The sequence below is a fragment of the Leifsonia sp. EB41 genome (assembly GCF_041262565.1).
In the GTDB taxonomy this organism is placed as follows: Bacteria; Actinomycetota; Actinomycetes; order Actinomycetales; family Microbacteriaceae; genus Leifsonia.
The window spans coordinates 995,571-1,022,246 of record NZ_JBGCCJ010000001.1 but is presented as its reverse complement, the minus strand read 5'-3'; the positions used below and the strand labels follow the sequence as shown (position 1 = coordinate 1,022,246).

The 26,676-nt window shown below is 71.9% G+C and carries 19 protein-coding genes, 1 tRNA gene and 1 pseudogene; 10 read left to right on the top strand and 11 right to left on the bottom strand.

The window, feature by feature from the left end:
- Positions 1-48 precede the first annotated feature (48 nt).
- Together ABH923_RS04975 and ABH923_RS04970 are read right to left on the bottom strand one after the other, a co-directional pair.
- Positions 49-1,677 carry a protease pro-enzyme activation domain-containing protein gene (locus ABH923_RS04975; protein WP_370054262.1) on the bottom strand — a complete coding sequence of 543 codons (1,629 nt, stop codon included), beginning with the start codon at positions 1,675-1,677 and terminating at the stop codon, positions 49-51.
- A 70-nt stretch (positions 1,678-1,747) separates the two neighbouring features.
- Positions 1,748-3,406 carry a dolichyl-phosphate-mannose--protein mannosyltransferase gene (locus ABH923_RS04970; protein ID WP_370054261.1) on the bottom strand — a complete coding sequence of 553 codons (1,659 nt, stop codon included), beginning with the start codon at positions 3,404-3,406 and terminating at the stop codon, positions 1,748-1,750.
- 25 nt (positions 3,407-3,431) lie between these two features.
- Here ABH923_RS04970 and rsmI point away from each other — a divergent pair, with 25 nt between their 5' ends.
- From rsmI to ABH923_RS04945, 5 genes are all read left to right on the top strand, one after another.
- Complete coding sequence (gene rsmI, locus ABH923_RS04965) at positions 3,432-4,250, top strand: 16S rRNA (cytidine(1402)-2'-O)-methyltransferase (RefSeq protein ID WP_370054260.1); 819 nt, start codon at positions 3,432-3,434, stop codon at positions 4,248-4,250.
- A 65-nt stretch (positions 4,251-4,315) separates the two neighbouring features.
- Entirely contained in the window at positions 4,316-5,905 is a 1,590-nt protein-coding gene (gene metG, locus ABH923_RS04960) for a methionine--tRNA ligase (RefSeq protein WP_370054259.1), read from the top strand.
- Positions 5,902-6,831 (top strand): TatD family hydrolase, encoded by a 930-nt coding sequence (locus ABH923_RS04955; RefSeq protein ID WP_370054258.1) that lies wholly within the window; start codon positions 5,902-5,904, stop codon positions 6,829-6,831. Before metG ends, ABH923_RS04955 begins: the two co-directional genes overlap by 4 nt.
- Entirely contained in the window at positions 6,828-7,673 is an 846-nt protein-coding gene (rsmA, locus tag ABH923_RS04950; RefSeq protein ID WP_370054257.1) for a 16S rRNA (adenine(1518)-N(6)/adenine(1519)-N(6))-dimethyltransferase RsmA, read from the top strand. The genes ABH923_RS04955 and rsmA overlap by 4 nt, the downstream gene beginning before the upstream one ends.
- 45 nt (positions 7,674-7,718) lie before the next feature.
- The gene (locus ABH923_RS04945) at positions 7,719-8,663 is read left to right on the top strand and encodes a 4-(cytidine 5'-diphospho)-2-C-methyl-D-erythritol kinase (protein WP_370054256.1); all 945 of its coding nucleotides are present in this window, start codon (positions 7,719-7,721) and stop codon (positions 8,661-8,663) included.
- Between the two features lie 305 nt (positions 8,664-8,968).
- Here the strand turns inward: ABH923_RS04945 and ABH923_RS04940 are convergent, their stop codons facing one another.
- On the bottom strand, positions 8,969-11,842 hold the full coding sequence (locus ABH923_RS04940) for a LuxR C-terminal-related transcriptional regulator (protein ID WP_370054255.1): 2,874 nt from the start codon (positions 11,840-11,842) through the stop codon (positions 8,969-8,971).
- A gap of 153 nt (positions 11,843-11,995) precedes the next feature.
- On the opposite strand from ABH923_RS04940, the gene ABH923_RS04935 reads away from it, so the two are divergent.
- Entirely contained in the window at positions 11,996-13,780 is a 1,785-nt protein-coding gene (locus ABH923_RS04935) for an ABC-F family ATP-binding cassette domain-containing protein (protein WP_370054254.1), read from the top strand.
- Between the two features lie 63 nt (positions 13,781-13,843).
- Here ABH923_RS04935 and ABH923_RS04930 read toward each other — a convergent pair whose 3' ends face one another.
- A complete protein-coding gene (locus ABH923_RS04930; RefSeq protein ID WP_370054253.1) occupies positions 13,844-14,413 on the bottom strand; it encodes a GNAT family N-acetyltransferase in 570 nt (189 codons plus the stop codon).
- A gap of 157 nt (positions 14,414-14,570) precedes the next feature.
- Between ABH923_RS04930 and ABH923_RS04925 the strand changes: the two genes are divergently transcribed.
- Complete coding sequence (locus tag ABH923_RS04925) at positions 14,571-16,196, top strand: acyl-CoA dehydrogenase family protein (protein ID WP_370054252.1); 1,626 nt, start codon at positions 14,571-14,573, stop codon at positions 16,194-16,196.
- 26 nt (positions 16,197-16,222) lie between these two features.
- Here ABH923_RS04925 and ABH923_RS04920 read toward each other — a convergent pair whose 3' ends face one another.
- The 3 genes and pseudogenes from ABH923_RS04920 to ABH923_RS04910 all read right to left on the bottom strand — a co-directional run bounded on the left by ABH923_RS04920 (position 16,223) and on the right by ABH923_RS04910 (position 19,438).
- Entirely contained in the window at positions 16,223-17,101 is an 879-nt protein-coding gene (locus ABH923_RS04920) for a glycosyltransferase (RefSeq protein ID WP_370057304.1), read from the bottom strand.
- Positions 17,102-17,683: 582 nt separating this feature from the next.
- A pseudogene (locus ABH923_RS04915) lies at positions 17,684-18,705 on the bottom strand (CDP-glycerol glycerophosphotransferase family protein); the annotation flags it as partial.
- A gap of 202 nt (positions 18,706-18,907) precedes the next feature.
- Positions 18,908-19,438, bottom strand: a complete 531-nt coding sequence (locus ABH923_RS04910) for a MarR family winged helix-turn-helix transcriptional regulator (RefSeq protein ID WP_370054251.1) — start codon at positions 19,436-19,438, stop codon at positions 18,908-18,910.
- Between the two features lie 81 nt (positions 19,439-19,519).
- Between ABH923_RS04910 and ABH923_RS04905 the strand changes: the two genes are divergently transcribed.
- From ABH923_RS04905 to ABH923_RS04895, 3 genes are all read left to right on the top strand, one after another.
- Positions 19,520-19,591: transfer RNA gene (locus ABH923_RS04905), tRNA-Gln, on the top strand.
- A 45-nt stretch (positions 19,592-19,636) separates the two neighbouring features.
- On the top strand, positions 19,637-21,079 hold the full coding sequence (gene glmU / locus ABH923_RS04900) for a bifunctional UDP-N-acetylglucosamine diphosphorylase/glucosamine-1-phosphate N-acetyltransferase GlmU (RefSeq protein ID WP_370054250.1): 1,443 nt from the start codon (positions 19,637-19,639) through the stop codon (positions 21,077-21,079).
- Complete coding sequence (locus ABH923_RS04895) at positions 21,080-22,057, top strand: ribose-phosphate diphosphokinase (protein WP_370054249.1); 978 nt, start codon at positions 21,080-21,082, stop codon at positions 22,055-22,057.
- A gap of 80 nt (positions 22,058-22,137) precedes the next feature.
- On the opposite strand, the gene ABH923_RS04890 is transcribed toward ABH923_RS04895, so the two are convergent.
- The 4 genes from ABH923_RS04890 to ABH923_RS04875 form a co-directional block, all read right to left on the bottom strand.
- Complete coding sequence (locus tag ABH923_RS04890; protein ID WP_370054248.1) at positions 22,138-22,485, bottom strand: hypothetical protein; 348 nt, start codon at positions 22,483-22,485, stop codon at positions 22,138-22,140.
- A 111-nt stretch (positions 22,486-22,596) separates the two neighbouring features.
- The gene (gene gndA, locus ABH923_RS04885; protein ID WP_370054247.1) at positions 22,597-24,057 is read right to left on the bottom strand and encodes an NADP-dependent phosphogluconate dehydrogenase; all 1,461 of its coding nucleotides are present in this window, start codon (positions 24,055-24,057) and stop codon (positions 22,597-22,599) included.
- Between the two features lie 78 nt (positions 24,058-24,135).
- The gene (gene uxaC, locus ABH923_RS04880; protein ID WP_370054246.1) at positions 24,136-25,551 is read right to left on the bottom strand and encodes a glucuronate isomerase; all 1,416 of its coding nucleotides are present in this window, start codon (positions 25,549-25,551) and stop codon (positions 24,136-24,138) included.
- The gene (locus tag ABH923_RS04875) at positions 25,548-26,603 is read right to left on the bottom strand and encodes a LacI family DNA-binding transcriptional regulator (RefSeq protein WP_370054245.1); all 1,056 of its coding nucleotides are present in this window, start codon (positions 26,601-26,603) and stop codon (positions 25,548-25,550) included. Before ABH923_RS04875 ends, uxaC begins: the two co-directional genes overlap by 4 nt.
- Between the last annotated feature and the right edge of the window lie 73 nt (positions 26,604-26,676).

The following is a 26,676-nucleotide window of genomic DNA, read 5'->3' as shown; positions in this document are numbered from 1 at the left end:
CGCCTCGCGGCTGGGCGAGGCGGCGTGTCCTGTCAGTCAGTTGCGTGGTCAGAGGACGGACAGGAGGTGGGCTCCGTCGGGGACGCCGAGGCCGGTGCAGGCGTCCCAGCCCGCGCCGGCGGTGTAGACGCCGTTGTTCCCGGACGTGATGTCCCGGAAGCCCGTGGCGACCTGTCCGGCGCGGATCGAGTCGTAGAGTTTCGGCTGCACCAGCCCGAAGCGGGTCCCGCTGGACTGCGCCAGCCGGGCGATGAGCGCGGCCCACAGCGGCGCGACAGCGCTGGTGCCGCCGATGACCATGTCCTTCCCGTCGACGCGGACCTGGTAGCCGGTCTGCGGGTCGGCGACGGCCGAGACGTCGGGCACTCCGCGGCCGCCGGAACCTTTTTTCGCGGTGCCTCCCGCGTGAGTCCCGCCGGGGGGCTTTGCGGCGCCTCCCGCGTGCGTCCCGGCGGGGGCGGCGGGCACCCCGACGTTCGCCTGCCAGGTCGGCAGTGCGAAGACGTCGCTGACGCCGCCGCCGGTCGCGCCGTTGCCCGTGCCGTTGTTCCAGACGGTCTCCGAGGTCACCGCGCCGGTCGACGGATTCGCTTCGAGCCGGGTGCCGCCGCAGGCGAGGGCGTGCGGGGAGGACGCCGGGAAGTCGACGTGCGCTTTGCCGTCGCTGACGCGGTCGGTGCTGCCGTCGTCGCCGGCCGCCACGGTCGTGGTCACGCCGAGGGCGGCGGCGTCCTGGAGGGCCTGGTCGAAGGCGTTGCGCGCCTGGGCGGTCCACTGGTCCTCCGACTGGCCCCAGCTGATGCTGATGACGGCGGGGGTGGGGGTCGCGTGCGCGGCGGTGCTGACGGCGTCCAGGAAGCCCGCGTCGGTGTTGGGCGCGAAGTACACGAGCAGCGCGGCGCCGGGGGCGAGGGCGCCGGCCACCTCGATGTCGAGCATGACCTCCCCGTCGGCCCCGTTGGGGTCCTGGCCGGGGACGTTCGCGGCGCCGTCCACGCCGACGGCGGTCACGGACGGCGAGGGGATGCCGAGGCCGGCGAAATACGTGTCCAGGTCGGCCTGCACGTACCCTCCGCCCAGCTCGATGATGGCGATGGTCTGGCCGCTGCCGTCCGTGCCGGCGGGGAAGTCGTAGACCTTCCCGAGCTGGGGCGGGGTGTAGCTGGTGCTCACCGCGGCGGCCGGCGTCAGCCGGAACTGGGCGCGCGCCTGCGGGCGGTCGTCGAGCCCGAGCACCGCGGTCACGACGCCGTCGAGCTGGGCCGGGATGCTCAGGCCGCCGGAGCGCTGCCGGTAGCTCGGGGCGTCCTCGCCGGCGTCGGCCGGCCGGGCCTCGGCGAGGTCGGTGCCGAACACCCGGGCGAGGACGGAGACCGGACCGGACACGCGCACGCGCCGTTCGGCGGCGTTCTCCTCGTCTATGGTGACGCCGAGGGCTTTGAGGGTGGAGGTCACGAGCTGGAGGTCCTCCGGCGAGGCGCCGTAGCGGTCGGCGAGCTCCTGCGTCGTCAGGTGCGACGTGAAGGCGTCGTCGGGGAGCGGTGCCCGGCGGCGCAGGATCAGCGTCGCCTCGACGGGCGTGTCGGGAGCGAGGGCTCCGTGCGTCTGAAAGCCGGGCCGCTCAGGCCGTTCGCTTCCGGGAAGGGGGACGAGGTTCAGCGGCTCTTCGGCATCCATACTGAACGGTCTACCACCCGGGGCCGACGGTGGTAGCCCCCCGGCGGCATTCCCGGCCCGAGCGGAAAGCTCAGACCCAGCTCGGCAGCCACATGTGGATCTGCCAGAACCAGAACGGCACCTGCTGCGCCGTCCAGATCGGCCAGAAGAACGCGCTGACCACGGTCGCGAGACCCAGGAACACCGCCGTCCAGGCGATCCCCGTGCGGCGTCGCCGCTCCGGGTCGGTGCGTTTGCCGAGCACCAGCGCGATCACCGCCGCGAGGGCGAGGATCGTGTACGGCTCGAACGCGATCGCGTAGAACTGGAAGATCGTGCGGTTGATGTAGAGCAGCCACGGCAGGTACCCCGCGGCGAGCCCGGTGAGGATGAGGCCGACCTGCCACTCGCGGTAGCGGGCGAGCCGGTAGACCAGGTAGAACACCGCGGCAGCGGCGGCCCACCAGATGATCGGGTTGCCGAGCGACGTGATCGCCGCGGAGCAGCCTCCCGGCGCGGTGCAGCCGGACTGGCCGTACGCGTCGCCCGAGTAGTACATGCTCGTCGGCCGGATCATGAACAGCCAGGTCAGCGGGTTGGCCTGGTAGGGGTGCGGCACGTGCAGGTTGATGCTGTAGTTGTACATCTCCGACTGGTAGTGCCAGAAGTTCTGGAACCACAGCGGCACCCAGGAGAGGCCGCCCGTCCACTGCGTGTGCACCGACTGCGCCCACTCGCGGTAGTAGCCGCCCTTCGTCACCAGCCAGCCGGTCCAGGTGGCGAGGTAGGAGAGGAACGCGATCGGAACCATCAGCACGAAGGTCGCGGGCGCCTGCTTGAGGATGCCGCCACTGACGTAGAAGGCCACGCCCTCCCGGCGCCGGGCCACGATGTCCACGACGACGACGTACACGGCGAAGAACGCGAGGAAGTAGAAGCCGCTCCACTTCACGCCCGCGCAGAGCCCGGTCAGGATCCCCGCGGCGATCAGCCACGGCCGCCACCAGAGCACCGGTCCCCAGGAGGGGTCTCGGCCCGCAGTGCGGGCGGCGAGGAGCTTCAAGGCGAGCCGGTTCGCGTGCCAGCGCCGGTCGAGCAGGATGCAGCCGAACGCGAGCAGCGCGAAGAACATCACGATGTTGTCGAGCAGCGCGACGCGGCTCATCACGATGGCGTGCCCGTCGATCGCGAACAGGAAGCCTGCGATCGTGGCGATGATCGTGGAGGAGAACAGCGCGCGGGCGATGAGGAACACGACCAGCACGGCCAGGATGCCGACCACGGCGGTCGACAGCCTCCAGCCGAAGGAGTTGCCTGCGCCGGTCGCGGCCATCCCGAGCGCGATGATCCACTTGCCGAGCGGCGGATGCGCGACGAACGACGGGGACGACTGGAAGATGTTCGTGTTGCCCGCGTTGAACGACTGGTCGGCCTTGTCGGGCCAGCTCCCCTCGTAGCCGAGGTGGAAGAGGCTCCAGGCGTCCTTGACGTAGAAGGTCTCGTCGAAGACGAGCACGTGCGGGCTGCCGAGGTCCCACAGCCGCAGGATCGCGGCGAGCAGCGTGACCGCGATCGGCGCGCCACAGTACCAGAGCTGCAGCCGCAGCGGCGTGCGCAGGACGCGCGCCCACCAGTCGTCCAGCCGGCTGCCGGTGCGGGCCGGCGCGGCGTGCGCGGCCGGCCGGGCTCCGGATGCGGCGAGGTCGGCCGCGGAGGCCGTGTCGCCCGCGAGGGGTGAGGGGGAGGTCACCAGGACATCCTGACAGACTGGACCCATGATCATCCTCGCCGCGACGCCGATCGGAAACCTCGGCGACGCCTCCGCCCGCCTGGTCGAGCTGCTGAGCTCCGCGACGGTGGTCGCCGCCGAGGACACGCGCGTCACGCAGCGCCTCCTCGCCGGACTCGGGGTGGAGAACCGGCCGCGGCTGATCGCCCTGCACGAGCACAACGAACGCGACCGCGCCGCCGAGCTGGTGGAGCTCGCCCGCGACCAGGATGTGGTGGTGCTCTCCGACGCCGGGATGCCGACGGTCTCCGACCCCGGGTTCCCGCTGGTGGAGGCCGCTGCCGCCGCCGGCGTCGGCGTGACGGTCGTGCCCGGTCCGAGCGCGGTGCTCACTGCGCTCGCCGTGTCGGGTCTGCCGACCGACCGGTTCACGTTCGAGGGCTTCCTGCCGCGCAAGCACGGCGAGCGCACCTCGGCGGCGCGAGCGCTCGCGGCCGAGCAGCGCACGATGGTGTTCTTCGAGTCGCCCAACCGGCTCGGCGCCTCCCTCGCCGACCTGGCCGCGGTCTTCGGCGCCGACCGTCGCGCCGTGGTGTGCCGCGAGCTGACGAAGCTGCACGAGGAGGTCCGCCGCGGCACGCTCGCGGAGCTGGCCGAGTGGGCGGCGGACGGTGCGCGCGGCGAGATCGTCGTGGTCGTCGCGGGCGCCCCGGCCCGGGAGGCCGACCCCGCCGCCGCCCTCACCCAGGTGCTCACCCTCGTCGCCGACGGCGCCCGTCTCAAGGAGGCCGCCGCCGAGGTCGCCGAGGCCACCGGCCTCTCCCGCCGCGACCTCTACCAGGCGGCCCTCGCCGCCAAGCGCTGAGCCCCTCGCGCACCCGGTCGGTAACAACGGCGAGGAGGCCCCCGCTCGCCCGTAGGATAGTCACCATGTCCGACGGCTCCGCGTTCTACATCACCACGCCGATCTTCTACGTCAACGACGTCCCGCACATCGGGCACGCCTACACGGAGGTCGCCGCGGATGTCCTCGCGCGCTGGCACCGTCAGGCCGGCGACGACACCTGGCTGCTCACCGGCACCGACGAGCACGGGCAGAAGATCCTGCGCACCGCGACCGCCAACGGCACCACCCCGAAGGAGTGGGCGGACCGGCTGGTGACGAACGAGTGGCTGCCGCTGCTGAAGACCATCGACATCGCGAACGACGACTTCATCCGGACCACCGACGAGCGGCACGAGAAGAACGTGCAGAAGTTCCTGCAGAAGCTGTACGACGACGGCTTCATCTACGCCGGCGAGTACGAGGCGCTCTACTGCGTCGGCTGCGAGGAGTTCAAGCCGCAGAGCGAGATCGTCGACGGCACGGGGGAGTACGAGGGCCAGAAGGTCTGCGCCATCCACTCCAAGCCGCTGGAGCTGCTGCAGGAGAAGAACTACTTCTTCCGGATGAGCGACTTCGCCGACCGTCTGCTCGCCCTCTATGAGGAGCGCCCGGAGTTCGTGCAGCCGGAGTCGGCCCGCAACGAGGTCGTGTCCTTCGTGCGCCAGGGTCTCAGCGACCTGTCGATCTCGCGGTCGAGCTTCGACTGGGGCATCAAGGTGCCGTGGGACGAGTCGCACGTCGTCTACGTGTGGTTCGACGCGCTGCTCAACTACGTGACCGCGGTCGGCTACGGCCAGGACGACGAGACCTTCGAGCGCCGCTGGCCGGCGACGCACCTGGTCGGCAAGGACATCCTGCGCTTCCACGCCGTCATCTGGCCCGCCATGCTGATGGCCGCGGGCCTGGAGGTGCCGCACCGCGTCTTCGGGCACGGCTGGCTGCTGGTCGGCGGCGAGAAGATGTCGAAGTCCAAGCTGACCGGCATCGCGCCGACGCAGATCACCGACACCTTCGGCTCCGACGCGTTCCGATACTACTTCCTGCGCGCGATCAACTTCGGCCAGGACGGCTCGTTCAGCTGGGAGGACCTCGCCGCGCGCTACCAGGCGGAGCTTGCGAACGGCTTCGGCAACCTGGCGTCGCGCGTCGTCGCGATGGTCACCCGCTACTTCCAGGGCGTCGTGCCGCCCGCGGGGAGCTACGAGGAGGCCGACCTCCATGTTCAGCAGGTCGTCGCGAAGGCCACGGCCGACGCCGACGCCGCGATGAGCACGCTGGCGATCCACGACGCGCTCGCAGCGGTGTGGACGGTGGTGGACGAGCTGAACGGCTACATCACGATCCAGGAGCCGTGGTCGCTCGCGAAGGACGACGCCAAGCGCGAGCGCCTGCAGACGGTGCTCTACACGGCGGCGGAGGGCCTGCGCGCGCTCGCGGTGCTGCTCTCGCCGGTCATCCCGAAGGCGACGGCGAAACTGTGGACGGCGCTCGGCGTCACCGCGGAGCTCGGCCCGCTGGACGCGCAGCCGCTGCGGAGGGCAGGCGACTGGGGACAGCTCCCGGCCGGAACCGAGGTCAACGGGCTCGAGGCGCTGTTCCCGCGCATCGAGGCGGACGTGGTGCAGGGGGCATGACCGACCCCGCGTTCATCCGGCAGCGACACGTCACCGACGGTCGCGACCTCGCGTACCCGCCGCTGCCGGAGGCGCTCGTCGTGCCCGTGTACGACAACCACACGCACCTGGAGATCGCGGACGGCGACGACCCGCTCGACTACCGCGAGCAGCTCGACCGCGCGTCGAGCGTCGGTGTGCGCGGGGTCGTCCAGGTCGGCAACGATGTGGAGACCTCCCGCTGGTCGGCGGAGATGGCGGCGATCGAGCCGCGGATGCTGGCCGCCGTCGCCCTCCATCCCAACGACGCGCCCGACTACGCCGAGCGCGGCGAGCTGGACGACGCCCTCGCCGCCATCGCCGAACTGGCCGGGCGGCCGCGCGTGCGAGCTGTCGGGGAGACCGGGCTCGACTTCTTCCGCACGGAGGCAGGGCCGCGCCGCGACGCGCAGTTCGCGTCCTTCGAGGCGCACATCGAGATCGCGAAGCAGAACGGCATCGCCCTTCAGATCCACGACCGGGACGCGCACGCCGCCGTCATCGCGACGCTGAAGCGGGTCGGCGCTCCCGAGCGCACCGTCTTCCACTGCTTCTCCGGCGACCGGGAGCTGGCCGAGATCTGCGCGGACAACGGCTGGTACCTGTCGTTCGCCGGCAACGTCACGTTCAAGAACGCTCCCGGCCTGCGGGCTGCGCTCCAGGCCGCGCCCCGTCACCTGGTCATGGTCGAGACCGACGCGCCGTTCCTCACCCCGATGCCGTATCGCGGCCGTCCGAACGCGCCGTACCTCATCCCCCACACGCTGCGCGCGATGGCGGAGTATCTGGAGACCGACGCCTCCACGCTCGCGGCGCAGATCAACTCCAACACGGAGCTCGTGTACGGCCGCTGGGACAGTGAGCCGGTCGGCCAGCCTCCGTCGGGCCCGATCGGGACGATCGCGTGAGCGAGCTGCGCCTGCTCGGGCCGGCCGAGATCCGCGACCTCGCGGAGCTGCTCGACGTCACCCCGACCAAGAAGCTCGGCCAGAACTTCGTGATCGACGGCAACACCGTCCGCCGGATCGTCCGGGTGGCGGAGGTGGAGGCGGGTGATGTCGTGGTGGAGGTTGGGCCCGGTCTCGGCTCCCTCACGCTCGGCCTCCTGGAGACCGGCGCGCGCGTCGTCGCCGTGGAGATCGACCGCCGGCTCGCCGGGCAGCTCCCCCTCACGGTCGAGCAGCTCGCGCCCTCCGCGGCCGGGCGGCTGACCGTCGTGCACCAGGACGCGCTCACGGTGACGGAGCTGCCGGAGCGGCCGACGCGGCTGGTCGCCAACCTCCCGTACAACGTCTCGGTGCCCGTGCTGCTGCACTTCCTGGAGACCTTCCCGACCCTCCGCTCCGGCGTGGTGATGGTGCAAGCGGAGGTCGGCCACCGCATCGCCGCCGGCCCCGGCTCGAAGGTCTACGGCGCGCCCAGCGTGAAGGCCGCCTGGTACGGCGATTGGCGCACGGCGGGCAACGTCAGCCGGCAGATCTTCTGGCCGGTGCCCAACGTGGACTCGGTGCTCGTCGCCTTCGACCGTCGTGCGGAGCCGCGCGGCGACGAGGGGCTCCGCCGCCGCACGTTCGCCCTCGTGGACGCCGCGTTCCAGCAGCGCAGGAAGACCCTCCGCCAAGCCCTCTCCGTCGTCTTCGGCGACCCCAACAGTGCCGCGACCGCCCTGGAGGCCGCGGGGATCAGCCCCTCGCTCCGGGGCGAGCAGCTCCAGCTCGACGACTTCGTGAGACTCGCCGAAACCGGCTGATCCGCGTGGTCCGCGCGGGGGCTCCGCGGTGTGTAGGTTTGAGGCATGGTCGAGGCGGGTTCGGGGTGGGACGTCGATTCCGTGCATGTGCGTGCGCCGGGAAAGATCAACGTGTTCATGCGCGTCGGCGCCGTCCGCGACGACGGCTACCACGACGTCGCGACCGCCTACCAGGCCGTCTCGCTCTATGAGGACGTCCGCGCGTACCGGGCCGACGACTTCTCGGTCAGCTTCGCGGGCAGCGTCGACACGAGCGGCCTGGCGACCGACGGCACGAACCTGGCCATCAAGGCCGCCAAGCTGCTGGCCAAGAAGACCGGCCACACCGGCGGCGTCCGGCTGGAGATCGACAAGCACGTCCCTATAGCGGGCGGCATGGGCGGAGGCTCGGCCGACGCCGCGGCGACCCTGGTCGCCTGCGACGCGCTGTGGGGCACCGAGCTCGGCCGCGAGGAGCTGCTCGCCCTGGCCGCGCGGCTTGGCGCCGATGTCCCCTTCGCACTGATCGGCGGCACGGCGATCGGCACCGGCCGCGGCGATCGGCTGAGCCCGGCGCTGGCGACCGGGCAGTTCCAGTGGGTGCTCGCGCTGCCGGAGGGCGAGCTCAGCACGCCCGCTGTCTACAGCGAGCTCGACCGCCACCGGCAGCGGCACGTCGGCGAGATCGCGCCGGCCGAGCGCAGCCCGAGCGTGGATGCGGAGATCCTGCAGGCGTTGCGCGCAGGCGACCCGGCGATGCTGGCCGAAGCGCTCACGAACGACCTCCAGGCGCCGGCCATCCACCTGGCCCCGAGCATCGCCGAGGTGCTGGAGCTCGGCGAGCTGAACGGCGCGCTCGCGGGAATCGTGTCCGGCTCCGGTCCGACCGTGGCGTTCCTGACGGCGGACCTCGACAACGCGCTCGACCTGCAGATCGCGCTCAGCGCCTCCCGGATCCGCGCGGTGCGGGCGACCGGTCCCGTGCACGGGGCGCGGGTCGTCGGGGACTGAGGGGCCGCAGGCGGCCAGCCCGCCGAGCACCCGACCCGCCGAGCACCCGACCCGCCGAGCACCCCGGGGAGCCGGGCCATGTCGGGCCACATCCCGGCGCTCCAGGTGTACTCGGCGCTGGTGAGGCGCGCAGGCGCGCGTTCGGGTCGGCGCCGGAGCCCAGGGACGCCCGATCCGCAGCGCACGTCGGGTTGAGACGATTCGTTGAACTGAGTCGTATCCGTGCGGGAGCGGGTCGGGCATCCCGGGTGAGATCAACGTTAGCGAGCAGGTGCGTGTCCTCATAGTGGGGGACCGCAAAACCGTCAACTCTTGACGGGTCGATCGCTCCTGACGGGCCGGCGGCGGGGGAGTGCGAGCGAGCGCAGCTCGCGGCGGGAGCGCATCCCGAGCTTCGCGAGGATGTTGCGCACGTGGAAGTTGACGGTCGTGACGGAGACGTACAGCCGCTCCGCGATCTCCTTGTTGGTCATGCCGGCGGCCAGCGCGTGGGCGACCTGCCGCTCGCGCGTCGTGAGCGTGGCGAGCGGGTCCGCGATGCCGTCGTCGGAGCCGCGCTCGCCGTCGGCCGGGTGACTCCGGGCCGAGCGCACCGAGTCGAGGTGCTGCGCGGTGCGGGCGAGGTAGCTGCTGGCTCCGAGTGCCCGAAAGGTCGTGGCGGCGGCCTCGAGGAGGGTCTCGGCGTCGTCGCGGTCGTCGGTGTCGTCCCCGGCGTCGGGGTCCGCCGCGAGCAGCCGGCCGGCGTCAAGCGCCGCGACCGCCTCGGGGAACGCGAAGCGGCACTCCTGCGCGGCCTCCCGGTACGCGGTCACCGCCTCGGCGGTCCGGCCCTCGGCCTCCAGCACCCGGCCTTCGAGCCAGCGCAGCGAGCCGTAGTAGGGCCGCCACAGCCCCGGCGCGACGCAGCGCTCGTAGGCGGCACGCGCCTCGGCCGCACGGCCGAGGGTCGCGAGCGCGTCGACCCGGTACGTGAGCCAGCCGAGGGTGGAGGCGCGCGTCGCCGCGGCCTCGGCGTCGGCCGTCGCCCGAAGCTGCTCCTCCGGACGGCCGAGCGCGCGGGACAGCTCGGCTCTGGCGAGGAACGGGAGGTCGCCGTCGTAGGAGCCGATGAAGCGCGGATCGGCCCGCGCGGCCGAGCGCAGTCGCTCGCCCACCGGGTCGGCCTCGCCGCGTCCGGCGCGGACCAGGGCGGAGGTCCACAGGGCGATCGGCCAGCCCGACAGGTCGGTCTCGTCCAGTGCGAGCGCCACTGCCGTGTCGGCCAGCGTGACCGACTCCTCCCACTCGCCGACGAGGAAGAGGATGTGCGCGTAGATCGTGCGGGCGAAACCGGCGGTCCAGCTCGACGGGAAGCGGCGGAGGAGCTCGTTCGCCCTGGCCAGGTCGGCGCGGGCGTGCTCGACGTCGCCGCCGAGGATGAACACCCGGGACCGCGCGACGAGCGCGTCGACGGCGGCGGGCGACTCGTGCTGCGCCAGCACCTCGTCCAGCTCGGCCGTGAGCGGTGCGAACAGGTCGGGGCGGCGCGCGTGCGCTGCCGAGTTGAGCGCCCAGCCGAGCAGGCGAACCAGGTGCTCGTCGGGCTCCGCGAGCCAGCGCAGCGCCGGGTCGGCGACCTCCTCGGGCCGCGGGCACTCCGCGATGTGCGCGCGTGCGGTCTCCAGGTGGTCGAGGACGCCGGCGAAGTCGCCCATCGCCATGAGCACCTTCGGGATCGCCTCGGCGACGTGGGTGCGGATCGCGCGCTCGTCCGGCGTGGTCGCGGGCGCGGCCTCCAGCTTCAACGCCAGCTCCAGCGCGCCGGGCACGTCGCGGGAGAGGGTGCGCAGCTCTAGCAGCACCGCGTCGCGCGCGGGCGACGGCGCCAGGGCCTCGATCGCAGGGCGCAGGTCCAGGATCTGCTCGTGCAGGCGGAACCGCATCGCGATCAGTCCCAGCTCGATCAGCGCCCGCTCCAGCTCGCCGTCGGTGGCCAGGTGGGTCGCCGAGCGCGCATAGCTCATCGCCTGCTCGGCGTGGCCCTGGTCGGCGGCGGCCAGCGCGGCGGTGAGCAGCTCGTCGACCAGCAGCGGGTCGGCGGTGTCGGCGGCCTCCACCCGGTGCCGGAGCGCGCGGTGGCCGTCCAGCACCTCGGCGGCGACCCGGTGGATGGCGACCCGGCGCTCCACGCTCAGCTCGGCGGCGAGCGCGTCGGCGAGCAGCGCGTGCGCCGGCTCCACCCAGAGCACGCCGTCGCGGGCGCGGCCGAGGACGAGCCCGCGCGTCACAGCGCCGGGCAGGTCGAGCCTGACGTCGAGCCGCGCGGCGATGCTGCCGACGACGGGCGCGGGCAGCGGGTCGCGCAGAACGGCGACGAACTCGGCCGCGGTGCGCACGGACGGGTCGGCGCCCTCCAGCGCCGCGGAGATGGCCGTCGCGAGCGGCATGATCGCGGTGTCGGGGAGGTCCCAGCCCGCGGGGTGCAGCGCCTGCTCGAACGTGTCGCGGAGCTGCCCGAGGAGTACGGAGAGCAGCAGCGGGGAGCCCTGCGTCGCCTCGGTGAGGCGGGTCGCGGTGCGGCGCGAGACGGCGTGGCCCAGGAGGTGCTCGGCGAGCTCCTGCGTGTCGGAGACGGTGAGCGGGGTGAGGTCGATGCGGGCGTGGTTGACGGAGGTCGCCGCGAGGTCGTCGAACAGGGCGGTCACGCTGTTCGGCTGCGGGCGGGAGGCCGCCGTGAACAGGAAGCCGCGGTCGGACAGCCGCCGCACGACGAAGCGGAGCGCCCGCGCCGACGGCTCGTCCACCCACTGCGCGTCGTCCACGATGAGGCACACCGGCCCGGTCAGGCCGTCGATCGCGTCGAGGAGCAGCCTCCCGACGGTGAGGGCGTCGTCCTCCGGTGCGGGAGGGCGGATGGTGGCGTCGTTCGCGGTGCGCAGGGCAGTCAGCCCGCGCACGAGCGTCTCGACCGTCGCGTACGCGAGGTCGGACTCGAACGAGTCGGCGCTCACCCGCAGCACGGTCCAGCCGTCCAGCCGCTCGGCGATGTCGGCGAGCAGGGACGTCTTGCCCAGCCCCGCCTCGCCGGTGACGAGCACGGCGCCGCCGCGGTCGATCGCGCGGTGGGCGACGAGGAGGATGGTCTCCCTGGCCCGGTCGCGTCCGAAGAGTGGGCGTAGGATCGCCAGCTCGTCGGTCACGGTCAGCCCCCATCGACCGCGCGGGTCGGGAACGCGCGGTCCGGTCCTTCGATCATCCCACAGCGGGGTGTCCGGTCGGTTTCCCCCAAGGAGGGGGAGCCGACGTCCTCGCGCAGGGCGGCCCCGGGCCGCGACGGTAGGCTGGAGGACCTCATGGCTCATCTCCTCGGCGCCGAGTCGCTGCATCTCGAATACCCGACACGGGTCGTCTTCGACTCGCTGACGCTGGGCGTCTCCGAGGGCGACAGGATCGGCGTCGTCGGACGCAACGGCGACGGCAAGTCCACCCTCCTCTCGCTGCTGGCCGGGAGCGTCGAGCCCGACTCCGGCCGGGTCACCCGCCGCCGCGACGTGACGGTCGGGATGCTCGACCAGCGCGACGCGCTGCCGGACGCGCTCACGGTCGGCCGGGCCATCGTCGGCGACCGCGACGAGCACACGTGGGCCGGCGACCCTCGGGTTCGCGACGTGCTGGCCGGGCTCGTCTCCGACGTGCCGTGGGAGGCCACGATCGGCGAGCTCTCCGGAGGCCAGCGCCGCCGGGTGGCGCTCGCCGCCCTCCTCGTGCACGACCACGACATCCTCTTCCTGGACGAGCCGACCAACCACCTCGACATCGAGGGCGTCGCGTGGCTCGCCGCCCACCTGAAGCGGCGCTGGCCGGCCGCCTCCGGCGCGCTCGTGGTGGTGACGCACGACCGCTGGTTCCTGGACGAGGTGTCGACGGCGACCTGGGAGGTCCACGACGGCATCGTCGAGCCGTTCGAGGGAGGCTATGCGGCCTACATCCTGCAGCGCGTCGAGCGCGACCGGATGGCGTCGGTCGCCGAGTCCAAGCGGCAGAACCTGATGCGCAAGGAGCTGGCGTGGCTGCGCCGCGGGGCTCCCGCGCGCTCCACCAAGCCGAAGTTCCGGATGGACGCCGCCGCCGCGCTCATCTCGGACGAGCCGGCCCCGCGCGACGTCGTCGAGCTCACGAAGCTGGCCACCGCCCGCCTCGGCAAGGACGTGGTGGACCTGATCGATGTCACGGTCGAGTTCCCGCCGAAGACCGTGCTGCGCGACGTGGAGTGGCGGATCGCGCCCGGCGAGCGTACCGGCATCCTCGGGATCAACGGCGCGGGCAAGTCCACGCTGCTCGGCCTCGTCGCCGGCACCGTCGAGCCGACCGCCGGCCGGGTCAAGCGCGGCAAGACCGTCAAGATCGCGACGCTCACGCAGCAGCTCGACGAGCTGGAGGCCGTCAGCGACCTCCGGGTGAGCGCCGTCGTCGCCGACAAGCGCACCACCTACCTCGCCGGCGGCAAGGAGGTTTCGCCCGGCCAGATGCTGGAGCGCCTCGGCTTCACGAACGCGCAGCTCTCCACGCCGGTCAAGGACCTCTCCGGCGGCCAGAAGCGCCGCCTCCAGCTCCTGCTGATCCTCCTGGACGAGCCGAACGTCCTCATCCTGGACGAGCCGACCAACGACCTCGACACCGACATGCTCGCCGCGATGGAGGACCTCCTCGATGGCTGGCCGGGCACGCTGCTGGTGGTGTCGCACGACCGGTACCTGGTCGAGCGGGTGACCGACCAGCAGTACGCGGTGCTGGACGGGGCCTTCCGGCACCTGCCGGGCGGGGTGGACGAGTACCTGCGACTGCGGCGCGACCGCGCGGCGGCGCCTGCTGCGGTCTCCGCTGTGCCCGCGCCCGCGTCGGCCCCCGCGCTGTCCGGCGCCGCCCTGCGCACCGCCGAGAAGGAGCTCGCCTCCATCGACCGCCGTCTCACCAAGCTGGCCGGCCAGGTCGCCGACCACCACGAGTCGATCGCCCGCCACGACCAGAGCGACTACGTCGGCCTCGGCCGCCTCACCGAGGAGCTGCGCACCCTGGAGGGCGAGATCGCCGACCAGGAGACCCGCTGGCTGGAACTGAGCGAGCGTCTCGAGGGCTGAGGCGGCCGGCCCGCGCGTCGCTAACGGAGGAGATCCCGGGTCCCCGGCCCCGGATGCCCTCCGTTAGCTGCTGCGGGGCGGAGTGTCGGCCGAGATATCCTCCGTTGCCAGCGCTTCGAACAGCTCCATTCGCACGTTGTAATACGCGTCCGACGGGCCGAGCCGGTGCATTCCGATGCGCTCGCAGACGCGCTGGGAGGCAGTGTTGTCCGGGTACGTGACCGCGACCACCCGGGGGAGGTCGGCGAGCGCCGCCATAAGCAGTGCGCGCGCCGACTCCGCCGCATAACCGTGGCCCCAGTGGTCGGGGTGGAAGTGCCAGCCGATCTCCGTGTCGCCGGACGGGCGCAGCGGCTCGGCACCCGATGCGGGGATGGGCTGCAGCATGACCGTGCCGACCGGCGTCGCGTCCGCCAGCTCCACGACCCGGAACGCCCGCAGGTCGTCCTCCAAAGCCTGCAGCCGCGCGATGCGCCGGGAGGCCTCCACCCGCTCGGTCATCACGGCGGGGGTGCGGCCGAGGAACTGCGCCACCTCCCACCGCGAATAGAGGTCGAAGGCGAAGCCGGCGTCCTCCTCGCTCCACGGGCGCAGGACGAGCCGGTCTGTGGTGAGGGAGGTGGGGATGCGCACCGAAACACCATAATGCGTCCGCATCCGGCGGGTTATCGGAGGACATCCACCGCGGCACGCCGCCGTACAGCAGCTACCGGAGGACGTCCCGTCCGCCGTGCCCCAGATCTCCTCCGTTGGCGCCGCCACCCCGCACCGCCCGGATTAGACTCGCCGCATGCCGACCCACACCGTCGTGAATCAGGCCGCCGATCCCGTCCTCAACCAATCCCCGCCGCGCGTCGACGTGGACGAGTTCGCCGCGAACCTCCCGCTGCGGGAGGCCGTCGAGCGCTACGACGCCGACTGGGCGCTGTCCGACCTCGGTGCGGTCGGCCGGCTGGTCGGGTCGGCCGAGTTCCAGGCGGACGCCGAGCGGGCGAACGTGCGCGAGCCGCAGCTGCGGACCTTCGACCGGTGGGGCGCGCGGATCGACGAGGTCGACTACGACGAGAGCTACCACCGCATCATCCGGCACGCCGTCGCCGCGGGAGCGCACACCTCCGCCTGGGCCGAGCCGCGGCCCGGCGCGAACGTCGCGCGCGCCGCGACCTTCATGCTGTTCGCGCAGGTCGAGCCGGGGCACGCCTGTCCCGTCTCGATGTCGCACGCGGCGGTCCCGGCGCTGGCCGCCTCCCCGGAGCTCGCGGCCGAGTGGGTGCCGCGGCTGCTGTCCCGCGAGTACGACGGCCGGCTCGGGGCGGGCAAGCCGTCTGCGCTGTTCGGGATGGCGATGACCGAGAAGCAGGGCGGCTCCGACGTGCGCGCCAACACCACGCGGGCGCTCGCCGACGGCGACGGGCGCTGGCTGCTGACCGGCCACAAGTGGTTCTGCTCCGCGCCGATGTCCGACGCGTTCCTGGTGCTCGCGCAGACCGCGGGCGGCCTGAGCTGCTTCGTCGTGCCCCGGGTGCTGGAGGACGGCACCCGCAACGTCTTCCTGATCCAGCGGCTGAAGGACAAGCTCGGGAACCGCTCGAACGCCTCCAGCGAGATCGAGTTCGCGGACACGGTCGGCTACCTCCTGGGCGAGGAGGGCCGTGGCGTCCGCACCATCCTGGAGATGGTGAACCGCACCAGGCTCGACTGCGTGCTCGGCAGCGCGGCGGGGATGCGGCAGGCCGTCGCGGAGGCGGCCTGGCACGTCCGGCATCGCGCGGCGCTCGGCCGCCGCCTGGTCGAGCAGCCCGCGATGACGGCGGTGCTCGCCGACCTGGCGCTGGAGTCGGAGGCGGCGACGGCGGTCGCGCTGCGGCTGGCCCGCGCGCACGACGACGACGCCTCGGAGGCCGAGGTCGCGTTCCGACGGCTGGCCACAGCGGTGAGCAAGTACTGGGTCTGCAAGCGCGGTCCGGGCCACGCCTACGAGGCGATGGAGTGCCTGGGCGGCAACGGCTACACGGAGGCGTTCCCGCTGGCCCGGCGCTATCGGGAGCAGCCGGTTATGGCGATCTGGGAGGGCTCGGGCAATGTGATCGCGCTGGACGTGCTGCGCGCCATCGGGCGCGACCCGGCGAGCGTGGCGGCGTTCGACGCCGAGCTCGCGACGGCCCGCGGAGCGCACGCGGCGTACGACGCGCACCACGACCGGCTGCGCCGCGCGGTGGCGGACGCGGACGAGTCGTCGGCGCGCACCCTGGTCGCCGCGCTCGCGGTGGCTCTGCAGGCGTCGCTGCTCATCCGTCACGCGCCGCCGGCGGTCGCCGACGCCTTCGTCGCGGCACGGCTCGGGCCGGATCGCGGGTCGCTCTACGGGGAGCTGCCGGCGGGGGTGGATTCCGCGGGGATCGTCGCGCGGGCCTGAGCGTCAGGGAGACCAGTCGAACAGACCTACTCGGCCGCCGCAGCCTCCGTCGGCGTCGTCTCGGGAGCCGAAGCCGGTTCCGGCGCGTCCAGCGGCACCGCCGACGGCGCAGCCTTCTCCACCTCCGGAGCCGCCGCGACAACCGGCTGCGCACCGATCGCCCGGTAGAACTCGCCGACCGCCTTGCGGTTGTACCCCGCCCAGTCGAACGCTCCGGCCGGGACCTCGCCGCGCAGGAACGCGCGCATCCCGTCCGCGACGCCGTCGACCGACTGCGGGACGACCAGGCCGGTGCCCGCCGGGAGGGCGTTCTTCGCCGAGGCGAACTCGACCGTCACGATCGGGAGGTCGAGGACGAGCGCCTCCAGGATGACCATCGGCTGGCCCTCGTAGTCGCTCGACAGCACGAAGCAGTCCGCCTTCGCCATGATCGCGTGCGGGTTGCGCTGCATCCCGGTCAGGTAGACCGAGCCCTGCAGGCCGAGCGTGGCGACGACCGTCTCCAGGTGCTCCTGGAGCGGGCCGGCGCCGACGATGACCAGCCGGGTCTTCGGATTCTCGGCATGCACCTGCGCGAAGGCGCGGATGAGCCGTTCCTGGTTCTTCTCCGGCGACAGCCGTCCGACGTTGACGAAGGTGGTGACGCCCTCGGCCGGCGCCAGCAGCGACTCGACCCAGTCGGGGACGCTCCCGGCCTCCTCGTCGAAGGCCGCCTTGCGGAGGTCGCCCTTCGCGTTCTGCAGGATGTGCTCGGCGTCCACGGTGTTGAGGGCCGACAGGAACTTCTCCGGCGGTGCGAACTCCGCCAGCGACGCCCGGTTCACGTCGGACAGCGTGGGGGAGACCGACACCAGGTGGTCGTACTGCGCGTACAGGGTGAAGAGCTGGGTGAGCGAGTGCAGCATGCGCTTCTCGCCGTTGACCTCGCGGTGCGCGTCGGAGGCCAGGTCGTTGTGCAGCCAGATCGCACGCTGCGCGTCGGGCGAGTGCAGCATCAGGATCGCCCAGAACGGCCCGTAGCCGGAGAAGTCGACCACGTAGTCGAAGCGGCTGTCGCCGAAGCAGCGGTACCACTCGTCGTCCCAGAGCTGGTTCTGCGCGGCGGTCTCGGAGTGCTGCGCGGTGCGGCCGCGCCGGAACTCGAGGTGCCTGGCCAGATGCCGCAGCTTCGCGCCGTTCATCCCGCCGACACGCGGGAACTGACGGACCGCCGGGTGGATCTGCTCCTGCTTGCCGATCGCCGCCGGCGAGTTGCTCTGCGCGAAGAACGCGGACACGTCGTAGCGCTCGTGGTCGAGGTTGTTGAGCAGGTTGAGCGCGGAGGTCGTGATGCCGTTCGGGCGCATCCCGCCCAGGTACAGCAGGATCTTCTCGCGGCCGTCGTCGTCCAGCGAGGTGCGCAGGCGGTAACCCTCGCGCACGCCGCGGAACACGATATCGACGACGCGCGCGGCGGACGAGCCGTCGTCGTACGGGGTGAACCGGCGCTGCATCGCCAGGTACTTCTCCCGCGAGTCGGCGGGCACCCGGTCGTCGTCCTCGGCCACGGCCGCAAGGGCGTCGCCGAGCTCGGGCGCCGACATCAGCACGGGCCCCGGCCATTCCTCCGGCTCGAAGTAGAGGCCGCGCGTGCCGGCGTAGTCGGCGAGGTCGGGGGTGAAGAACAGGATCGGCCGCCCGGTGCGCAGGAAGTCGAAGAAGATGCTGGAGTAGTCGGACACCAGGATGTCGGTGGCGCCGAGCACGAGATTGGTCGGGATCTCGTTGGGCACGAGCATCCGCGCCAGCTCGGGGCGGTCGGCGGCCAGCGCGTGCACGCTCTGGTGGGTTTTCACGAGCACGGCGTAGCGGCTCGTGTCGATGCGCTCCTCCACCTGGGCGATGTGGGCGAGCATCGCGTCGAGGTCGTCCTCGGGCCGGCCGAAGACCTGGCCCTTCCAGGTCGGCGCGTACAGGATCACCTTGCGGTCGCCGAGCGGGATGCCGGACGCGATCAGCCGGCGGCGCACGTCCTGCCGCTGGGCGTCGTCCTGGAACTGCCGGTCGAGGCGCGCGGGTAGCCCTCCTCGACGATGGTGCCGCGGTAAATGCCGTCGAGCTTGTACCCGGTGCGGTACATCTGGTCGGTCATGAACTCGTTGGCCGCCAGGAGGTAGTCGGCCTGGACGAAGTTGCGCACGATGTTCGCGGTCGCGAGCGCGCCGCCGTCGATGTCGTAGCCCATCCGCTTGAGCGGGGTGCCGTGCCAGGTGTTGAGGTAGACCTGTCCCGGCCGCTTGGAGAAGTCGTAGGGGAAGGTCGCGTTGTTGACCAGGTACTGGCTGGTGGCGAGCGCGCGGTAGTAGGCGGCCGAGCCGTAGCGCACGAACGTGACGCGCGGGTCGTCGGCGAACTCCTCGACGGCCGCGCGGTACTGGTGCAGGTCGGACAGCGCCCAGATGTGGGTGAGGTGCTTCAGGTCGGGCGCGGCCAGGAGCTCGCGGAACAGCGCCTCCGGGTTGTCCAGCATCCCGTTGCCGGAGAACGACTCGTAGAAGACGGAGCCGAGGACGAGGGGCTGCCGGCGCCAGTGCGCGTGGATCTCGAAGCGGGCTGCGCGCTTCACTCGGGAGGGGAGGCGCTTCAGGGAAAGTCTCATCGCCGACGAGTTTATGAGAGCGGGATAACAGACACCTGAGAGGACGCGAAGCCTGCGCCGTGAGCCCGGGAGGTCACGCGCCGGCGTCGAAGCCGAGGCTGAGCTTGCGCAGCAGGCCGGCGAGGCGCTCCTGCTCGACGGGGGAGAGCGCCTCCAGGAGGTCGGCCTCGGCGTCCACCAGGCGCGTGATCGCGGCGTCCACGCGGGCCAGACCCTGCGTCGTCATCTGCACGAGGATGCCGCGGCCGTCGTTGGGGTCGGTGCGGCGCTCGACCAGACCGCGGGCGACGAGGCGGTCGATCCGGTTGGTCATCGTGCCGGACGACACCAGGGTCTGCTGGAGGAGCGACTTGGGGCTGAGCTGGAACGGCGACCCCGCGCGGCGCAGCGCCGAGAGCACGTCGAACTCCCACGAGTCGAGGTCGGAGCGGTCGAACGCGCCGCGGCGGGCGCGGTCGAGGTGCCGGGAGAGCCGGTCGACGCGGGAGAGCACCTGCAGCGGCGCGAAGTCGAGGTCGGGGCGCTCGCGCAGCCACGCGCCGACGATGCGGTCGACCTCGTCGCGTGCGCCGGTGCGCGCCCCCGGGTCCTGTGCCTCCGCCATCCCTCCATGCTATTGGGCGGGGCCCTCCGCTCGGCGGCAGCATCCGCCGGGTCTGGCAGACTGTGTGTGCGCGTTGCGCGGTCCGCCTTGGTGTAATGGCAGCACGACAGCCTTTGGAGCTGTTAGGTCCAGGTTCGAGTCCTGGAGGCGGAGCGACGTCTCCGACCCGACCTCTGTCTCTAACCCGCCGGGAGAATCATGACCGATCAGAATCTCGCCATCGTCGTCCTCGCCGCCGGCCAGGGCACGCGGATGAAGTCCGCCACTCCCAAGCTGCTGCACCCGCTCGGCGGCCTCCCGATCGTCGGCCATGTGCTGGCGACCGCCCGTGAACTCGATGCAGCCAGCGTCGTCGCCGTCGTGCGGTACGAGCGCGACCGGCTCGCCGAGGTGATCGAGGTGGACCTGCCGGAGGCGGTCATCGTGGACCAGGACGAGATCCCCGGCACCGGCCGCGCGGTCGAGCAGGCCGTCGCCGCGCTGCCCGAGGGTTTCGCTGGCGATGTGCTCGTGGTCAACGGCGACGTCCCGCTGCTCGACGCGGCGACGCTGCGCGGGCTGATCACGGCGCACCGCGAGGGCGGTGCGGCGGCGACCATCCTGTCGTCGTTCCCGGCCGACGCCACCGGCTACGGCCGCATCGTGCGCACCCCGGAGGGGCACCTCGACCGGATCGTGGAGCACAAGGACGCCACCGAGGCCGAGCGCGCGATCGGCGAGATCAACGCCGGCATCTACGTCTTCGGCGCAGCAGCGCTGCGCGACATGCTCGCCAACGTGACCACCGACAACGCGCAGGGCGAGAAGTACATCACCGACGTCATCGGGCTGCTGCGGGAGGCCGGCTTCGACGTCGACGCCCTCCCGGTCTCCGAGTCGTGGCTGGTGGAGGGCATCAACGACCGCGCCCAGCTCAGCGAGGCGGCCGCCCGGCTCAACGCGCTCGTCGTGCGGACCTGGCAGCTCGCCGGGGTCACCGTGCAGGACCCGGCGACCACCTGGATCGACGTGAAGGTCGTCCTGGAGCCGGACGTCACCATCCTCCCCGGCACCCAGCTCCGCGGCGCGACCGTCGTCCGCACCGGCGCCGAGATCGGCCCGGACACCACGCTGGTCGACACCGAGGTCGGCGCCGGCGCGACCGTCAAGCGCACGGACGCCACCCTCGCCGTGATCGGCGACGGCGCGACGGTGGGCCCGTTCTCCTACCTCCGCCCCGGCACGATCCTCGGCGCGAACGGCAAGATCGGCACCTTCTCCGAGACCAAGAACGCGGTCATCGGCGCCGGAACCAAGCTCGCCCACTTCAACTACGTCGGCGACGCCGAGGTGGGCGAGAAGGGCAACCTCGGCGCCGGCGTCATCACCGCCAACTACGACGGCGTGAACAAGCACCGCACCATCATCGGCTCGCATGTGCGGATCAGCACGAACACCGTGCTCGTCGCGCCCGTTAGGATGGGTGACGGAGCGTACACCGGAGCAGGAACGGTCGTCCGGAAGGACGTTCCAGCTGGGGCGCTCGCCATCACCGTCGCGCCGCAGCGCAACATCGAAGGCTGGGTCGCGCAGAAGCGGCCGGGCACCGAAGCCGCGCGCGCCGCTGAACAGAGCGATGCGACGGAAGAGAGCGGAGAGTAAGTGTCAGGGATCACTGCCACCGGCCAGAAACGACTCGTTCTGATCTCGGGGCGTGCGCATCCCGAACTCGCCGAGCAGATCGCCGAGCACCTCGGCAGTGAGCTGGTGCCCACCGACTCCCGCACCTTCGCGAACGGCGAGATCTACGCGCGGTTCGACGAGAGCGTGCGCGGGTCGGACGCGTTCGTGATCCAGTCGCACACCTCCCCGATCAACGAGTGGCTCATGGAGCAGCTCATCATGGTGGACGCCCTCAAGCGCGCCTCCGCCAAGCGCATCACCGTCGTGGCCCCGTTCTACCCGTATGCGCGCCAGGACAAGAAGGGCCGCGGCCGCGAGCCGATCTCGGCCCGCCTGGTCGCCGACCTGTTCAAGGCCGCGGGCGCCGACCGCATCATGTCGGTCGACCTGCACGCCGCGCAGATCCAGGGCTTCTTCGACGGCCCGGTGGACCACCTCTTCGCCATGCCCGTGCTGCTGGAGCACATGCAGCGCGAGCTCGACCCGTCGACCCTGACCGTCGTCTCGCCCGACATGGGCCGTGTGCGCGTCGCCGACATCTGGAGCGACAAGCTCGGCGTCCCGCTCGCGATCATCCACAAGCGCCGCGACCCGCTGGTGCCCAACCAGGTCTCGGTGCACGAGATCGTCGGTGACGTGAAGGGCCGCGTCTGCCTGCTGGTGGACGACCTCATCGACACCGGCCGCACGATCGTGAAGGCGGCGGAGGCGTTGAAGGCCGCCGGCGCGATCGGCGTCGTGGTCGCGGCGACCCACGCCGTGTTCAGCGACCCGGCCGTCGAGCTGCTGCAGTCGGAGGCCATCGACTCGGTCGTGGTCACCGATACGCTGCCGCTGCCCATGCACAAGCGCTGGGACGGCCTCACCGTGCTGCCGATCGCGCCGCTGCTGGCGAACGCGATCCGCGAGGTCTTCACCGACGGCTCGGTGACCTCCATGTTCGACGGCGCCGCCTGAGCGCACCTCCCGCCTTCCCCGAGGGGCACGTCGTTGTCACTTTTCGCACCGAAAAGTGACAACAACGTGCCCTTCGGCGTTCAGGGGAGAGAGTGCGGCGCGGAGGGGATGAGGCCGAGGGGCGCGACGAAGGTCGGGTCGCCCTCGGTGTTCAGTGCGTAGCACTGCCAGCCGGGGCCGGCAGGCGCGAACAGCTCGAAGCGGGCGGAGGAGCTCACCGCGTCCGGCTGGTAGTGCTGGGTGTAGACCTGGCACGTGTAGTTCGCGGTGTCGGTCTGGATGCTGATCGTCAGCATGATCCCGGGCAGCAGCAGCGCCGTGAGCGCAACGACCACGAACACGCGCGTCGCGATGGTCCGCCTCCGCCCGCGCAGCGGACGGTCCGACGGGTCGTACTCCGCCAGCTCCGGATGCTCCTCAAACGTCACGTCTACGAGTCTGAAGCGCGCATCCCCCTAACGCAACACACACACCGAAGGGCACGTCGTTGTCACTTCCGAGCGCGGAAAGCGACAACGACGTGCCCTTCGGCGGTGGGGCTAGTGCGAGGAGCCCTCGGTCTCGATCTCGCTGCGGTCGGCGGACCACAGGGTGTGGAAGACGCCCTCCTTGTCGACGCGCTTGTAGGTGTGCGCGCCGAAGAAGTCGCGCTGCCCCTGCACGAGCGCGGCCGGGAGGTGGGTGGAGGCGAGCGAGTCGTAGTACGACAGCGCCGCGCCGAAGCCGGGCACCGGCACGCCGGAGAGCGCCGCGGTGGCGACGATGCGGCGCCAGGCGGCCTCGCCCTCGCGGACGGCGTCGGCGAAGTACGGCGCCTCCAGCAGGGTCGCGATGTCGGGGTTCTCGTCGTAGGCGTCCGCGATGCGGTTGAGGAACTGGGCGCGGATGATGCAGCCGCCGCGCCAGATCTTGGCGATCTTGTCCTTGTTGATGTTCCAGCCGTACTTCTCGGCGCCGGCGATGATCGCGTCGAAGCCCTGCGCATACGCGACGACCTTCGATGCGTAGAGCGCCTTCGACACGTCGTCGGCGAACGCGGCCACGTCGGCGGCCTTCTGCACGTCGGGACGCGACTGGATGGTCGCCTGCACCGCGGCGCGCTGCGCGGGCTTGGAGGACACGGCGCGGGCGAACACGGCCTCCGCGATCCCGCCGACCGGGATGCCCAGGTCGAGCGCGTTCTGCACGGTCCAGACGCCGGTGCCCTTCGAGCCGGCCTGGTCGAGGACGATGTCCACGAACGGCTTGCCGGTCTCGGCGTCCACCTGGCGGAGCACCTCGGCGGTGATCTCGATCAGGTACGACTCGAGGTAGCCCGTGTTCCACTCGGAGAACACGTCCGCGATCTGCGCGGGCTCCAGGCCGCCGACCGTGCGGAGGAGGTCGTAGGCCTCCGCGATGAGCTGCATGTCGGCGTACTCGATGCCGTTGTGTATCATTTTGACGAAGTGGCCGGCGCCGTCGGTGCCCACGTGGGTCACGCACGGCTCGCCCTCGGCGACCGCGGCGATGGAGGCGAGGATCGGGCCCAGGGTCTCGTACGACTCGGCCGAACCCCCCGGCATGATCGAGGGGCCGTTGAGGGCGCCCTCCTCGCCGCCGGAGATGCCTGCGCCGACGAAGTGGATGCCGGTCGGCGCGATGCGCTTCTCGCGCTTGATGGTGTCGTGGAAGTTCGCGTTGCCGCCGTCGACGATGATGTCGCCCGGCTCGAACCGCTCGACGAGCTGGTCGATCACGGCGTCCGTGCCCCGGCCGGCCTGGACCATGATGATCGCGGTGCGCGGCTTGCTGAGCGACGCGACGAAGTCGTCGATCTGCTCGGAGGAGACGAAGCCGGCCTCCGGGTGGGCGTCCACCAGTTCCTCGGTGCGGGCGTAGGTCCGGTTGAAGACGGCGACGGTGTTGCCCTCGCGCGACGCGAGGTTGCGGGCCAGGTTCGACCCCATCACAGCCAGACCGACGACTCCGATGTTGGCCGGTGCGTGGTTCTCGGGCACGGAGGACTCCTTCGTTGAGATGGTTTGCGTCCAGCGTAGCCGCCCAGCGACGCTGTGAATCGTTGTGTGACGAGCCTCTCAGCCCAGCCGGAAGGTGGTGCGCGGGATGTCGTCCACCAGCCGCTGAGCCAGGGCGAAGGCGTCCTCCTCGGCGAGCTGGTGCGTGACGACGAGGGAGGCCAGGAAGGACGCGTCCACCCGGCGCGACATGTCGTGCCGCGCGGGGATCGAGCAGAACGCCCTGGTGTCGTCGATGAACCCGCTGGTCTTGCTGAAGCCCGCGCTGTCGGTGATCGCGCGGCGGTAGCGGAGGATCGCCGCCGGGGTGTCGAGGAACCACCACGGCGCGCCCGCGTAGACCGATGGGTAGAAGCCGGCGAGCGGCGCGATCTCGCGCGAGAAGGTCGTCTCGTCCACGGTGAACAGCACGATCCGGAAGGTCGGGTTCGTGCCGAAGTCGCGCAGGATCGGCGTGAGCGGCTCGGTGAAGGAGGTGACCGCCGGCAGGTCGTGGCCGGTGTCGGGGCCGTACGCGTCGAACGTCGGCCGGTGGTGGTTCCGGTGCACGCCGGGGTGGAGCTGCATGACCAGGCCGTCCTCCGCCGACATCTCGGCAAGACGGTAGAGCAGGTTGCGACGATAGGCGATGGCCTCGGCGGCGGTGATCGAGCCGTCGAGGGCGGCGCGGTGGATGCGGGCGGCCTCCGCCTCCGCCAGCGGTTCGCTGCCCGTGTCGATCACGCCGGTGTCGGTGGCGGTGCCGCCCGCGGCGGCGAACGCGGCGCGGCGGACGCGGAGCGCCTCCAGCAGCCCCGCGTAGCTCGACGTGTCCACGTCGGCGCGGGCGGCCAGGCGGTCGAGCCGGCCGGCCCAGCCGGACTCGTCCGGATGCATGTACCGGTCGGCGCGGAAGGTCGGTATCACCCGTCCCGTGAAGGTCGGGTCGGCGGCGAGGCGCGCGTGCGCCTCCAGGTCGTCGGCCGGGTCGTCGGTCGTCGCGAGCACCGCGATCCGGAACCGGTCGAACAGGGCGCGCGGGCGGAACTCCGGCGTCGCCAGCGTGGCAGTGAGCTGGTCGTAGAGGGCGTCGGCGTTCTGCGCGGACGGCTGCTCGGTGAGCCCGAACACCTCGCTGAACTCCGACTCGAACCAGAACCGCACCGGGGTGCCGAGGAAGGCGTCCCAGTGCTCGCAGAGGGTGCGCCAGATCGCGCGGCCGGAGGCGGGGGACGGCACGCCGTCGCGCGCGAGCCCGAGGTCGTGGAGCGGAACACCCACCGCGTGCAGCATCCGCGTCACGTAGTGGTCGGGCGTGATCAGCAGCGCCGCCGGGTCGGGGAAGGGCTGGTCGTCGGCCAGCATCGCCGCCGGCACGTGGCCGTGCGGGGAGTAGATCGGCGCGTCCGCGACGGCCGCGTGCAGCCGCCTCGCCAGGTCGCGCTCGGCGGGGTCGGCGGGGAAGAGCCGGTCGGGGTGCGGGGCGAGCGCGGTCATCCGCGTCCTTTCGTCGAGGGGTGCGAAGCGGGCGCGGGACCAGTGGAGGCCCGGACCGTGAGGTGCGTGGGGAGCGTCGCTCCCTGCCTGCTGACCGGGGCGGCGCTCTCGTCCAGCCGGGCGAGCAGCATGGCGACCGCGGTGCGGCCGGCCTGCTCGATCGGGGCGGTCAGGGTGGTCAGCGGCGGGTTGCAGAAGTCGGCTCCGAAGATGTCGTCGCAGCCGACGAGCGAGACGTCGCCCGGCACGTCGACGCCGCGCTCGCGGAAGCGGGCCAGCATCCCGATCGCCAGGAGGTCGTTGAAGGCGATGCAGGCCGTCGCGCCGGCGTGCAGGACGGCGTCGGCCGCCGCCGCCCCCGCGTACTGGCGCGGCGCGAACGGGCCGACCCGGAGGGTCTCCACGTCGTAGCGCTCGGCCGCGCGGACGAGCGCGCGCCACCGTCGCTCGTTCGACCACGAAGTCTCCGGACCCGAGGCGTAGACGATCGAGCTGTGCCCGAGCGACGCCAGGTGCCCGACGGCCTGTTCGACGCCGTTGGGGGTGTCGATGAAGACGTTGGCGACGCCGCGGGTCTGCCGGTTGATCGCCACGATCGGCACCTCGGCCGCGAGCGCCGTCAGCCGCCGGTCGGTCAGGCGGGAGGCGGCGAGGATCGCGCCGTCGAACGACGGGCGCAGCTTGTGCAGCATCCCGTCCTCGAGTTCGTCGGACTCCTCAGTGTCGACCAGGAGCTGCGTGTAGCCGGCGGCCTTGAGCTGCTGCTGCGTGCCCCGGATGATGCCGAAGTAGAACGGGTTGGTCACGTCGGAGACCAGCACGGCGATGCACCGGGTCCGGCCGCTGGTGAGGGCCCTGGCCTGCGAATTCGGGATGTAGTTCAGCTCCCGGGCCGCGCGCTCGATCCGTTCGCGCGTGATCGCGTTGACGCGGCCCGGATTGGCGAGGGCTCGGGAGGCGGTCGAGGTGGCGACGCCGCTGGCGGCGGCCACGTCGGCGAGGGTGGCCGGGCGGTCCGTGCCGTCGGGATACCCGCGAAGCTGAGGGCTCATGCGCCCATCACAGCACACGATGGCAATTTTTGGCAATCGGTTGCAGCACGATTGCCGGACTCCCTAGGCTCGG